This window comes from Serratia sp. JSRIV002 (assembly GCF_019968725.1).
In the GTDB taxonomy this organism is placed as follows: domain Bacteria; phylum Pseudomonadota; class Gammaproteobacteria; order Enterobacterales; family Enterobacteriaceae; genus Chania; species Chania fonticola_B.
The window spans coordinates 2,003,687-2,015,641 of the sequence record NZ_CP074143.1 but is presented as its reverse complement, the minus strand read 5'-3'; the positions used below and the strand labels follow the sequence as shown (position 1 = coordinate 2,015,641).

10 protein-coding genes are annotated in these 11,955 nt (G+C 57.4%); 3 read left to right on the top strand and 7 right to left on the bottom strand.

The genetic code is table 11. The annotated features are described in order from the left end of the window. Nucleotides 1-21: 21 nt before the first annotated feature. Both folE and KGP26_RS09400 read right to left on the bottom strand, forming a co-directional pair. Complete coding sequence (folE, locus tag KGP26_RS09405; RefSeq protein WP_021180574.1) at nt 22-687, bottom strand: GTP cyclohydrolase I FolE; 666 nt, start codon at nt 685-687, stop codon at nt 22-24. Nucleotides 688-1,001: 314 nt separating this feature from the next. Further along, the gene (locus tag KGP26_RS09400; protein WP_223665319.1) at nt 1,002-2,159 is read right to left on the bottom strand and encodes a YbfB/YjiJ family MFS transporter; all 1,158 of its coding nucleotides are present in this window, start codon (nt 2,157-2,159) and stop codon (nt 1,002-1,004) included. 105 nt (nt 2,160-2,264) lie between these two features. Between KGP26_RS09400 and KGP26_RS09395 the strand changes: the two genes are divergently transcribed. Genes KGP26_RS09395 through fghA form a run of 3 tightly spaced genes read left to right on the top strand, consistent with a single transcriptional unit; the run spans nt 2,265 to nt 5,189 of the window. Beyond that, nucleotides 2,265-3,167 (top strand): LysR family transcriptional regulator, encoded by a 903-nt coding sequence (locus KGP26_RS09395; protein ID WP_021805066.1) that lies wholly within the window; start codon nt 2,265-2,267, stop codon nt 3,165-3,167. A 39-nt stretch (nt 3,168-3,206) separates the two neighbouring features. Then, entirely contained in the window at nt 3,207-4,331 is a 1,125-nt protein-coding gene (locus KGP26_RS09390) for an S-(hydroxymethyl)glutathione dehydrogenase/class III alcohol dehydrogenase (RefSeq protein WP_021805067.1), read from the top strand. A gap of 15 nt (nt 4,332-4,346) precedes the next feature. Then, nucleotides 4,347-5,189 (top strand): S-formylglutathione hydrolase, encoded by an 843-nt coding sequence (fghA, locus tag KGP26_RS09385; RefSeq protein WP_115159877.1) that lies wholly within the window; start codon nt 4,347-4,349, stop codon nt 5,187-5,189. 184 nt (nt 5,190-5,373) lie between these two features. On the opposite strand, the gene gsiD is transcribed toward fghA, so the two are convergent. Genes gsiD through KGP26_RS09360 form a run of 5 tightly spaced genes read right to left on the bottom strand, consistent with a single transcriptional unit; the run spans nt 5,374 to nt 11,688 of the window. Further along, on the bottom strand, nt 5,374-6,279 hold the full coding sequence (gene gsiD / locus KGP26_RS09380; RefSeq protein ID WP_024485755.1) for a glutathione ABC transporter permease GsiD: 906 nt from the start codon (nt 6,277-6,279) through the stop codon (nt 5,374-5,376). A gap of 12 nt (nt 6,280-6,291) precedes the next feature. Further along, a complete protein-coding gene (gene gsiC, locus KGP26_RS09375) occupies nt 6,292-7,212 on the bottom strand; it encodes a glutathione ABC transporter permease GsiC (RefSeq protein ID WP_094982927.1) in 921 nt (306 codons plus the stop codon). Between the two features lie 58 nt (nt 7,213-7,270). Continuing rightward, on the bottom strand, nt 7,271-8,806 hold the full coding sequence (gene gsiB, locus KGP26_RS09370) for a glutathione ABC transporter substrate-binding protein GsiB (RefSeq protein WP_059200300.1): 1,536 nt from the start codon (nt 8,804-8,806) through the stop codon (nt 7,271-7,273). Nucleotides 8,807-8,831: 25 nt separating this feature from the next. After that, nucleotides 8,832-10,709, bottom strand: coding sequence for a dipeptide ABC transporter ATP-binding protein (locus KGP26_RS09365; RefSeq protein ID WP_094982929.1), 1,878 nt, complete (start codon nt 10,707-10,709; stop codon nt 8,832-8,834). Nucleotides 10,710-10,728: 19 nt separating this feature from the next. After that, the gene (locus KGP26_RS09360) at nt 10,729-11,688 is read right to left on the bottom strand and encodes an isoaspartyl peptidase/L-asparaginase family protein (protein ID WP_223665318.1); all 960 of its coding nucleotides are present in this window, start codon (nt 11,686-11,688) and stop codon (nt 10,729-10,731) included. Nucleotides 11,689-11,955 lie beyond the last annotated feature (267 nt).

The following is an 11,955-nucleotide window of genomic DNA, read 5'->3' as shown; positions in this document are numbered from 1 at the left end:
TTCATCGTCATAGCTCAGCCATCAACCGTGATGGTGACGCACCGCACGCAGGAACTCCTGGCGCGTATTCTGGCTGGACTTGAACAACCCACCCAGCGACGTGGTGGTGGTAGCACTGGTAGCGTCACGAATACCGCGAGCCTTGACGCAGTAATGTACCGCATCGATCGATACCGCCACGTTGTTGGTGCCTAACAGCGTTTGCAACGCCACCAGGATCTGCTGAGTCAGCCGCTCCTGTACCTGTGGGCGACGGGCAAAGAACTGCACGATGCGGTTGATTTTCGACAGGCCAATCACCGAGTCTTTGGGAATATACGCCACGGTGGCTTTACCATCGATGGTGACAAAGTGATGTTCGCAGGTGCTGGTCAAGGTAATATCACGCACCGTCACCATTTCGTCCACTTTCATCTTGTTTTCGATGACGGTGATCTTCGGGAAGTTGGCGTAATCCAGGCCGGAGAAGATCTCATCGACATACATTTTCGCAATACGGTGTGGCGTTTCTGCCAGGCTGTCGTCGGACAGATCGAGGTTCAACAGCTGCATGATTTCCGTCATGTGCTCTTTGATACGGCGCTTGCGCGTCTCACGATCCAACACTTCCCCACATAGCGGGGTTTCCAGGCCACGCGCTTCAAGCGCCGCGTGCACCAGTGCAGCTTCATTACTTAACGATGTCATGGCGATGTATCTCCAGCAGGCGGCCCCGGCAATATCCCCGTGGTCTTTCAAATTGCAGCGTTGTTATCGGCTGTTGGTTACTCGCCCCGAGTGATGAGGAGCAGTATACAGCGCCCCTACAAATCCAGGGAAAGAGCTAACTGCAGCTTGAAAGACGACGGATAGATAACGTGAACCCGATCAATATTTTCCCCCACTCTAGATGAGAGTGAGACGTTTATCCAGTGATTGTGTTTCATCCTGGTATGAAAAATCCGCATCCAGCCCGTAGCAGGCTGGCTGCGGCTATCCCACATTTTTTGTATGTATTTTACTCAAGATAACGTTGGCTTGCTGGCCGTGGCCCGCGCCGGGGTATTGATCACGAGCACACCGGCGATCAGCAGCCCCAGCACCGCTACATACAGCGCGGGTTCCAGGCGATGCGTCAGCGCCGTTGAAACCGCCGAGAGCATCGGGCCCACCAACTGACCGATGGCATAACCCGTGGTCAACAGCCCGGCCATATAGCGTGCGTGATTCGGAGCCAACTCCCTACCGTGCTGGATAGATAGCTGGACTACACTGAGGAACCCACCGCCGGTTAGCATGGCCCCTAATGCCAGGCCGGTAACGCCCGGCACCACTTCGGCACAAAGTACGCCCAGTGCCTGTACCCACAGCGTGATTGCCAGGCGGGTCTGCGTGGTGAGCCGATGACGGGTTGCAATCCCGATGATAATCCCCAGCACCGCCGCACCGCCAAAAATCGGCCAGACAAACTGGGCGAACAGGCTATCAGGGAAACGGGCCGCCGCCATCTGTGACAGGAAGGTCGCAGGCAGGATATAGCCAAAGCCCGCCAGGCTGTAGCTCCACACCAAACGCTTCAATGCCGGGGTGAGCACTAACGGTTCAGGCTTCACATCGGGGCGATGCAACTCCCCTGCCCTTGGCAAGTTAATGCTGATCGCGGCAATTAACACGAACGCCAATGCGCTATACACCAGCCAGGCCTGCGAAGCGCTCAAGCCCCAGCTGTTGATCGCCACCGCCAGCATGCCGCTGATGAATATCCCGGCCCCAGGCCCGGCAAAGACCGCAGCACTTAACGCGGGACGGCCATAATGCGCCAACCGCTCGTTAGTCCAAGCCGCCACCAACACCATCGACCAACCGCTGGCCCAACCAATCGCAAAGCGCACTGCACCATGCAGCCACTCGCCCGACACCAAGGCAGACAGCAGCGTCAGCGCCACTGCTCCCCACACGCCAAGCCACAGACGGCGCTCCACATGGCGGCTGGCACGCATCGCATCATAGGCACCGCACAGGTAGCCCAGGTAGTTCAACGCCGCCACCAGCCCGGCCCCGGTCAGGGTGAACTGGTGCTCAGCAATCATCAACGGCACCTGCGGGGTAAAGGCAAACCGGCCAATCCCCATCGCCACGATCAAAGCAATAAAACCACTCAAGGCTATTTTTAGCGCCATCGCTGTATCCAACCTGTTAAAAGAAAGTTGCGGCTAGCATGCCGCAGTATTACACTCACAAAAACTGAATAATACTCATCAAGTTCATCACGAAAAGAGAAGGTTATGGATCTCACCCAACTGCGCATGTTCTGCTGCGTGGCCGAAACCGGCTCCGTCGCCCGTGCCGCCGAGCAATTGCACCGCGTGCCGTCAAACCTGACCACGCGCCTGCGTCAGCTCGAGCAGGAACTGGGCACCGATCTGTTTATCCGTGAAAAGCAGCGCCTGCGCCTCTCGCCGATGGGCCATAATTTTCTCTGCTACGCCCATCGCATTCTGGCGCTCAGTGAAGAAGCCATGAGCATCACCCATGCCGGGGAACCGGCCGGTAACTTTGCGCTTGGCTCGATGGAAAGCACCGCCGCCACCCGGCTACCTACCTTGCTGGCAGCTTATCATCAGCGATTCCCGCAGGTTTCCCTTTCGCTGGCTACCGGCACCTCAGGAGAAATCATCGAGCGTGTACGCGCTGGTACCTTGGCTGCCGCCCTGGTAGATGGCCCGTTGCAACATGATGAACTGAACGGTTGCGTTGCTTTCCCCGAACGCATGGTGGTGATCACCTGCCTGGACCATCCGCCCATTCACAGCGCCCAGGATGTCAAAGGGGAAACCCTGTTTGCCTTCCGCGCCAGCTGCTCTTATCGCTTGCGCCTGGAGTCCTGGTTCAAGCGTGACGGTTCATTGCCAGGCACCATCATGGAGATCCAGTCTTATCACTCCATGCTGGCCTGCGTGGCCAGCGGTGCCGGGCTGGCGATGATCCCGTATTCGGTGCTCAATCTGCTGCCCGGCTACAAGCGGGTCAAAGTTCATGCACTCCCTGCCGACATTGCCGAAACCGCCACCTGGCTGTTATGGCGGCGTGATGCGTTTGGGCCAAACGTCCGCGCGTTAAAACAACTGATTATAGAACAGGCTGAAAGTTCGGAGGTGGATGCCGAGTCCATCCTCCTGACAGAGTAGCCAAAATCTGCACCACTAGAATTTAATGAGGAGAGAATCATGGAATTTATCAAAACCCGTGCTGCCGTAGCTTGGGGACCTAACCAGCCGCTGAAGATTGAAGAAGTCGATCTGATGCCGCCACAGAAAGGTGAAGTACTGGTGCGCATCGTCGCCACCGGCGTTTGCCATACCGATGCCTATACCCTGTCAGGCAAGGATCCGGAAGGCGTGTTCCCGGCGATTTTGGGCCACGAGGGCGGTGGTATAGTCGAAGCGATCGGCGAAGGCGTGACCAGCGTTGCCGTCGGCGACCACGTGATCCCGCTGTACACCCCAGAATGCGGCGAGTGCAAATTCTGTAAATCCGGCAAAACCAACCTGTGTCAGGCCATCCGCGCCACCCAGGGCAAGGGTCTGATGCCAGACGGCACCACCCGCTTCTTTAAAGACGGCAAGCCGATTTTCCACTACATGGGCACCTCCACCTTTGCTGAACGCACCGTAGTACCCGAAATCTCACTGGCAAAAATCAGCAAAGAAGCACCGTTGGAAGAAGTCTGTCTGCTTGGCTGTGGCGTCACCACCGGCATGGGTGCGGTGATCAACACCGCCAAGGTCAAGGCTGGCGATACCGTGGCTATCTTCGGCCTGGGCGGCATCGGGCTGTCGGCGATTATCGGCGCTCAGATGGCCGGTGCCAGCCGCATCATTGGCATCGATCTCAACACCAGCAAGTTCGATCTGGCTCGCAAGCTGGGCGCGACCGATCTGATCAATCCAAAAGATTACGATAAACCTATCCAGGACGTGATCGTCGAACTGACCGACGGCGGCGTCGACTTCTCCTTTGAATGTATCGGCAACGTCAACGTGATGCGTTCGGCGCTGGAGTGCTGCCACAAGGGCTGGGGTGAGTCGGTCATTATCGGCGTTGCCGGCGCCGGTGAAGAGATCGCGACCCGTCCGTTCCAACTGGTGACTGGCCGCGTCTGGCGCGGTTCTGCCTTTGGTGGCGTGAAAGGCCGCAGCCAACTGCCGGGGATCGTGCAGCGTTATCTGGACGGCGAATTCGCACTGAACGACTTTATCACTCATACCATGGGGCTGGAGCAGATCAACGAAGCGTTCGATCTGATGCATGAAGGCAAATCGATCCGTTCCGTGATCCATTTCGATAAATAAGCCAGGAGGCAGAGGATGACGATGTCATTAGAACTTCTCGAAGAGCACCGCATGTTCGGTGGTTGGCAACAACGTTACCGTCACGCGGCGCAGAGCCTGAATTGCAACATGACGTTCAGTATCTATCTGCCACCACCGCGCGACGATAACCCGCCGCCGGTGCTGTATTGGCTGTCGGGTCTGACCTGCAATGATGAAAACTTCACGTTGAAGGCCGGTGCCCAGCGCGTTGCCGCAGAATTAGGGTTGGTGCTGGTGATGGCGGATACCAGCCCGCGCGGCGATGAGGTGCCAAATGACGAAGGTTACGATCTGGGCCAGGGGGCGGGGTTTTACCTCAATGCCACTCAGGCACCTTGGGATCAACACTTTCGCATGTATGATTACATCAGCGATGAGCTGCCTGCGCTGATTAGGCAGCATTTCAGCGTCAGCGATCGGCAATCCATTGCGGGCCACTCGATGGGCGGCCATGGTGCGTTAATGATGGCAATGCGTAACCCGCAGCGTTTTCGTTCGGCATCGGCCTTTGCGCCGATCGTCAACCCTTGTCAGGTGCCTTGGGGTCGTAAAGCCTTTGCTGCCTATCTGGGGGATGACGAAACGCAGTGGCTGCAATATGACAGTTGCCATTTGCTGGCCAGCGGAGCGGAACCGCTGCCGATGTTGATCGATCAGGGAGATGGGGATCAATTTCTGGCAGATCAGCTGCAACCGGCCAAGCTGGCGGAGTTGGCACGCCAGCGTGACTGGCCGTTAACCCTGCGCATTCAGCCAGGTTACGACCACAGCTACTTCACCATCGCTACCTTTATCGAAGATCATCTGCGTTTTCATGCCGAGCATCTGTTTAAATAGTCGATATCCCCCTCACCCTAACCCTCTCCCTCAAGGGAGAGGGGACCGATCGAGTGAGTTTGAAAATGCAGTGACGCACCTTGGATGAAGGAGTGATCGAATTTGCTGAGATAGCTTCTTTAACTTCCAAAAGAGCAGGGACTTTCAGCTCCCTCTCCCTGTGGGAGAGGGTTGGGGTGAGGGGTCATCCCTTCAGCTTCGGATCCAATGCATCACGTAGCCCATCGCCCAACAGGTTAAAGGCCAGCACGGTAAAAAAGATTGCCAGGCTGGGGAAGATCGCCACATGCGGAGCAATCACCATATCCGCCCGCGCTTCATTAAGCATCGCTCCCCATTCCGGCGTTGGCGGCTGCGCCCCCAATCCCAAGAACGACAGGCTGGCAGCGGTAATGATTGAAGTACCGATACGCATGGTGAAATAGACCACGATCGACGAGATGGTGCCCGGCAAGATATGCCGCAGGATGATGGTCCAGTCCGAAGCGCCAATGCTGCGCGCCGATTCAATGTAGGTCAGATGCTTCAGCACCAGAGTATTGCCACGCACCAGGCGCGCAAACGCCGGAATGCTGAAGATGGCCACGGCAACAATCACGTTCGCCATGCCACTGCCCATGATCGCCACCACGCCAATCGCCAGCAGAATACCGGGGAAGGCAAACAGCACGTCACTGATACGCATCACGATGCGATCCCACCAGCCTTCGTAATAGCCCGCCAAGAGCCCGAGCACCGTGCCAATCACGCTGCCAACCAGCACCGAGAACACCCCGGCGGCCAAAGAGATCCGCGCGCCCATCAGAATACGGCTGAAAATATCCCGGCCCAGCGAATCCACCCCGAGCCAGTGCACCAACGAAGGCCCTTCATTGAGCCGATCGTAATCAAAGAAGTTTTCCGCATCAAAAGGCACCAGATGCGGTGCCAGCAGCGCAGCGGCCACCAGCAGCAACACAAACACGCCAGCCACCATTGCGACCTGCTGGCGACGAAAGCGCCGCCAGAACTCATGCCAAGGCGTACGCACCGCGTTGGGATTAATCACCGGCATTGCCTTGAGCGCGGCATTACGTCGCCAATATTTCATCATACGGCCTGCCTATTGGTAACGAATCGAAGGGTTGATTGCCGCATACAGCATATCCACCAACAGATTAATCAGAATAAACTCCAGCGAGAACAGCAGCACTTCGGCCTGGATCACCGGGTAATCGCGCATTTCTACCGAATCCACCAGCAAGCGCCCCAACCCCGGCCAGTTAAACACCTTCTCGACCACGATCGAGCCACCCAACAGGAAACCAAACTGTAGGCCCATCATGGTGATCACCGGGATCATGGCGTTGCGTAGCCCGTGTTTGACGACCACCAGTGACTCCGGCACGCCCTTGGCACGGGCGGTGCGCATGTAATCTTCCTGCATCACCTCAACGAACGAGGCGCGGGTGAAGCGTGCCATCACCGCCGCTACCGCAGCGCCCAGCGTGATTGAAGGCAGGATGTAATGCTGCCAGGTATCCGCTCCAACCGTCGGCAACCAACCGAGATTGACCGAGAACACCTGCATCAGCAGCATCCCCAACGCAAAGGCCGGGAAAGAGATGCCCGAAACGGCCAGCGTCATCCCCAACCGGTCCGGCCAGCGGTTGCGCCATACGGCGGAAATCATGCCGATCGCCATGCCAAAAATCACCGCCCACACCATGCTGGCGATGGTCAGCCAGAAGGTTGGCATAAAGCGCGAAGCGATCTCTTCACTGACCGGGCGTTTGGACACCATCGACGTGCCGAAATCGCCCTGCAAAATATTGACAAAGAAATGCACAAACTGCTGTGGCAACGGCTTGTCCAGCCCCAGATCCTGGCGCACCAACTGGACGACGGCTTCGTCGGCCTCCGGCCCCGCGGCCAACCGCGCCGGATCGCCCGGCAGCATATGGACAAACAAGAACACCAGCACGGCCACGATCAGCAGCGTCGGGATCAGGCCCAGCAGACGTTTTAGAAAATAATTAAGCATTGCGCATAAATCCCCCTCACACCGCCCTTCCCGTCAGGGAAAGGGCGGCGCTCAGCCCTTATTTCAAATCCGCGTTATCAAAGTTGAACGAGGTGTCCGGCATCACGTAGAAACCGCTCAGCTGTTTGTTGTTGGCAGACAGCAGGCGCTCGGTCACCAGGAAAATCCATGGCGCATCGGCCCAAATGCGATCTTGGGCATCTTTGTATAGCGCCTGCTTCTGGGCACGATCGGTGGTGGCCAACGCTTCGGCCAGATCCTTGTCCACCTGCGGGTTGCTGTAGAACGCAGTGTTGAACTGCTTAGGCGGTGCGGATTGGGTGGCGAACAGCGGCGTCAGCGCCCAGTCGGCTTCCCCAGTTGAGGCAGACCAGCCGGTATAGAACATGCGCACACCGGTATCCTTCACGCCGACGCTCTCTACCTGCGCCGCACGCTGGCCCGCATCCATCGCGGTGACGGTGACTTTAACCCCAACCTGCGCCAGCTGCTGCTGAGCAAACTGCAACACTTTCTGCGCGGTACTGTGGTTATGGGATGACCACAACGTGGTAGTAAACCCGTTCGGATAGCCCGCTTCTTTCAGCAGCTCACGCGCCTTGGCCGGATCGTATGGCCAAGCGTTGTAGAGGGTGGCAAAATCAATGGCCGGAGGCACCGGGCCTTGCGCCGGAACGGCAAAGCCGGAGAACGCGACCTTAATCAGCGCGTCCTTGTTGATCGCATAGTTCAGCGCCTGGCGCACCTTCGGGTTATCGAACGGTTTCTGCGTCACGTTCATGCTGATGTAGCGTTGCAGGATCGACGGCGCGGCCACCAGATCCAGCTTGCTGTTTTTCTCCAGCACCTTGGCTTGCTCATAAGGGATTGGGAAGGCAAAGGTCGCTTCGCCGGTTTGCAGCATTGCCGCACGGGTGTTGTTATCCACTACCGGCCGCCAGGTGATGCTGTCCAGCTTCGGTAAGCCCGCTTTCCAGTAGCCGTCGAATTTCTTCACTTTCACATAGTCGGTCTGGTTCCAGGTTTCGAACTGGTAAGGGCCGGTGCCCACCGGATGGAAACCAATCTCCTTGCCATACTGCTTGAGGGCCGCCGGGGAAATCATCGCCGCCGCCGGGTGCGCCAGATTGTTGATAAACGCCGAGAATGGCGCTTTCAGCACGATCTTGACCGTGGTGGGATCGACCACTTCGGTCTTATCGATCATCTTGAACAGGTTATAGCGTTTCAGGCGATTATCCGGGTTACTGGCACGATCCAGGTTAACCTTGACCGCTTCGGCATTGAATGCGCTGCCGTCGTGGAATTTCACCCCCGGCTGCAGTTTGATGGTGTAGGTCAGACCGTCTTTGCTGACGTCATAACTGTCCGCCAATACGTTCACCAGCTTCATATCCTTATCAAAGCCAAACAGCCCCTGATAGAAGGATTTGGCGACCGCCTGCGACAAGGTGTCGTTGGCATCGTACGGGTCGAGCGTGGTGAAGTTGGACGCTACGGCAATCACCGCATCCTTGGCAGCCCAAGCCGGGCCAGCAGCGGCAGCCAGCAGTACGGCGGCCAAAACATTACGCTTGAATGTGTGCTTAGTCATATTGCTTAACTCTCCTGAGGCAAGGCTAAAAAGCACCGGCGATAGGGTGGCGGGCCACAAAGTGCCCTGGCCCTACCTGCACTAAAGGTGCGGTAACGGGTTCATCGTGCAGCCCACGGATCGGGCTGGGTATTTCATCCACCAGCAACGGCTGGCGTTTATGCGCATGGGTTGGATCGGCCACCGGCACGGCGGCCATCAGCTTACGGGTATAGGCGTGCTGCGGGTTTTCGAACACCGCACGGCGTGGGCCGATCTCCACAATCTGGCCCAGGTACATCACCGCGACGCGATGGCAGACGCGTTCCACTACTGCCATATCGTGGGAAATAAACAGAAATGCGATGCCCAATTCACGCTGTAAATCGAGCAGCAGATTGACAATTTGCGCCTGAATCGACACGTCCAGCGCGGAGACCGCCTCATCGGCAATTACCACTTTCGGATTGAGTGCCAGCGCGCGGGCAATGCAGATACGCTGGCGTTGGCCACCGGAGAACTCATGCGGATAACGCCGCGCATGTTCCGGCTTCAGCCCTACCCGCTCCAATAGCCAGGCGACCCTTTTTTCTGCCTCCGCCCCACGAGCGACATTGTGCACCAGCAACGGCTCCATGATGGAGAAACCAACGGTGAGCCGTGGATCCAGGGAAGCGTAAGGGTCTTGAAAGATAAACTGAATATCACGGCGTAAATGCTGTAAGGCGGAGCCTTTCAAGCGGTTGATCTGTTGACCGTTGAAGGTAATGGTGCCGCGTTGGCTGTCTACCAGCTTTAACAGTGAGCGGCCAGTGGTGGATTTACCACAGCCGGATTCGCCGACCAACCCCAGCGTTTCACCGGGATAGAGATCGAAGCTGATATTTTCCACCGCATGCACACGGCGCGTGACGCGGTTGAGAATACCGCTGCGCAGATCGAAGCGCGTAACCAGATTTTCTACCTGCAGGATCGGCGCAGCTCCTGCGGGTATGGTGTCTTGCGGCTGGTCGTTATCGTCAACGCCAGCCAACGGAAATTTTGCCGGGAAGTCTTTATCTGCCATCGCACCCAGCTGTGGCACGGCAGCCAACAAAGCTTGAGTGTAAGGCTGCTGAGGAGCGGCGAACAACGCCCGCACAGCCCCCTGTTCCACTTTTTCGCCTTGATGCATCACCAGAACCCGATCGGCAATCTCCGCCACCACGCCCATATCGTGGGTAATGAAGATCACCCCCATCTGCATTTCCTGCTGCAACACGCGGATCAGTTGCAGGATTTGCGCCTGAATGGTGACGTCCAGCGCGGTGGTAGGTTCATCGGCAATCAGCAGCGCCGGTTTACACGACAGCGCCATGGCAATCATCACCCGCTGGCGCATCCCGCCAGACAGTTGATGCGGATAGCGGCCAAGGACGTTTTTGGCCTCGGGAATGCGCACCAGATCGAGCATACGCAGCGCTTCACGTTTGGCGCTGCGGTGATCCATCCCCTGATGCAGACGCAAAGATTCGGCGATCTGCTCCCCCACCGGAAACACCGGGTTGAGCGAGGTCATCGGCTCTTGAAAAATCATCGCCATATCGGCGCCGCGCAAGGTTCGCAGGGTGCTCTGTTTCGCCTTGGCCAGATCGAGCACCTGGCCGTTACGCCGGCGAAATTGCATTGTGCCGCTGGTCAACTCACCGCCACCCTGCTCTACCAGACGCATCAACGCCAGTGAGGTGACCGACTTGCCGGAGCCGGACTCTCCAACGATCGCCAGCGTTTCGCCACGGTCGACGTCGAAGTCCAGATGACGCACCGCCTCAATGACGTCGCCTTCTTGACGAAATTGCACGCACAGATCGCTCACTGCCAGTACACGCTCGGGCGGTAAAATCAGCCCACGTTCTGCCTGTGGCTGGATGGCCGTATCGGTCATTTGCCCTCCCGGCAAGCGTTCAGCGGTAGATACCTACGGAAGGGGCATCGCCGACGTAGCCGAAACCGCGATACATTCCTTCACTGTTAAACGGCAGTGCGACGTTGCCAAAACGATCGATGGCGATCAGCCCGCCGCTGCCACCCAGCGCCAACAGCTTTTCCATCACCACTTTATCGCAGGCCTGTTGCAGGGTTAGACCGGCATATTCAATCAGTGCAGAAACGTCGTAGGCCGCGACGGTGCGCATAAAGATTTCGCCAGTACCGGTGCTGGAGACCGCTACCGTGGCGTTGTTGGCATAGCAACCAGCGCCAATAATCGGCGTATCGCCAATGCGCCCTGCCGCCTTGTTGGTCATGCCGCCGGTTGAGGTGGCCGCTGCCAGATTGCCCAGAGCATCCAGCGCTACCGCCCCCACGGTGCCAAATTTGCGATCGGGATCCAGTGGGTCGCCGCTGAGCGCCGCTGCGCCATCGTGATCGAGCAACACCCGGCCCTGCTCAGCCTGAGCACGGTGCAGTTGGTCAAAACGCTCCTGGGTAAAGAAGAAATCGGGCTCGACCATTTCCAGGCCGTGATTGGCGGCAAATCTTTCTGCCCCTTCCCCACCAAACAGCACATGAGTGCTGTTTTCCAGCACTGCACGCGCGGCCAGCACCGGGTTGCGTATCCGGTTGACCCCGGCGACCGCCCCGGCATCACAGGTACGGCCATCCATCACGCAGGCATCCAGCTCATGGGTACCCTGGTGGGTAAATACCGCGCCCTTGCCTGCGTTGAACAGCGGGCACTCCTCCAGCAGCCTGACTGCCTCCGTTACCGCGTCCAGTGCACTGCCGCCTGCGGCCAAAATAGCCTGCCCGGCAGCCACAATGTCGGAAAGCGCCCGGATATAATCTTGTTCTTTCTCTGCACTCAATGCCGCACGGGTAATTGCGCCCGCACCACCATGAATGGCAATCACTGGTTTGCTCATTGACCTGACACCTGTTTCTATCCGCGGCAATTCAAGCAGGTACCGCATGAAAATGGAGAGAGAATTATTATTTCGTGTTTTTCGACTATATTTAGCCCGGCAATCGATGTAAAGCACAAACTGGTCGCCAAGCATTAAGCGTAGCCTGCTTAGACTGTTTTGTGCATAGAAAGAGCTAAACGGTATAAAAACAGTAGGTTATCTGGTTTTTTATTTATCGCTGACAGATTTAACCAGCCTATTGGCGGCAGCAGGAAATAGACCGGT

Coding starts and splice junctions, on each gene's coding strand:
- folE (WP_021180574.1), bottom strand. CDS start 687: ATGACATCGTTAAGTAATGAAGCTGCACTGGTGCACGCGGCGCTTGAA.
- KGP26_RS09400 (WP_223665319.1), bottom strand. CDS start 2,159: ATGGCGCTAAAAATAGCCTTGAGTGGTTTTATTGCTTTGATCGTGGCG.
- KGP26_RS09395 (WP_021805066.1), top strand. CDS start 2,265: ATGGATCTCACCCAACTGCGCATGTTCTGCTGCGTGGCCGAAACCGGC.
- KGP26_RS09390 (WP_021805067.1), top strand. CDS start 3,207: ATGGAATTTATCAAAACCCGTGCTGCCGTAGCTTGGGGACCTAACCAG.
- fghA (WP_115159877.1), top strand. CDS start 4,347: ATGACGATGTCATTAGAACTTCTCGAAGAGCACCGCATGTTCGGTGGT.
- gsiD (WP_024485755.1), bottom strand. CDS start 6,279: ATGAAATATTGGCGACGTAATGCCGCGCTCAAGGCAATGCCGGTGATT.
- gsiC (WP_094982927.1), bottom strand. CDS start 7,212: ATGCTTAATTATTTTCTAAAACGTCTGCTGGGCCTGATCCCGACGCTG.
- gsiB (WP_059200300.1), bottom strand. CDS start 8,806: ATGACTAAGCACACATTCAAGCGTAATGTTTTGGCCGCCGTACTGCTG.
- KGP26_RS09365 (WP_094982929.1), bottom strand. CDS start 10,709: ATGACCGATACGGCCATCCAGCCACAGGCAGAACGTGGGCTGATTTTA.
- KGP26_RS09360 (WP_223665318.1), bottom strand. CDS start 11,688: ATGAGCAAACCAGTGATTGCCATTCATGGTGGTGCGGGCGCAATTACC.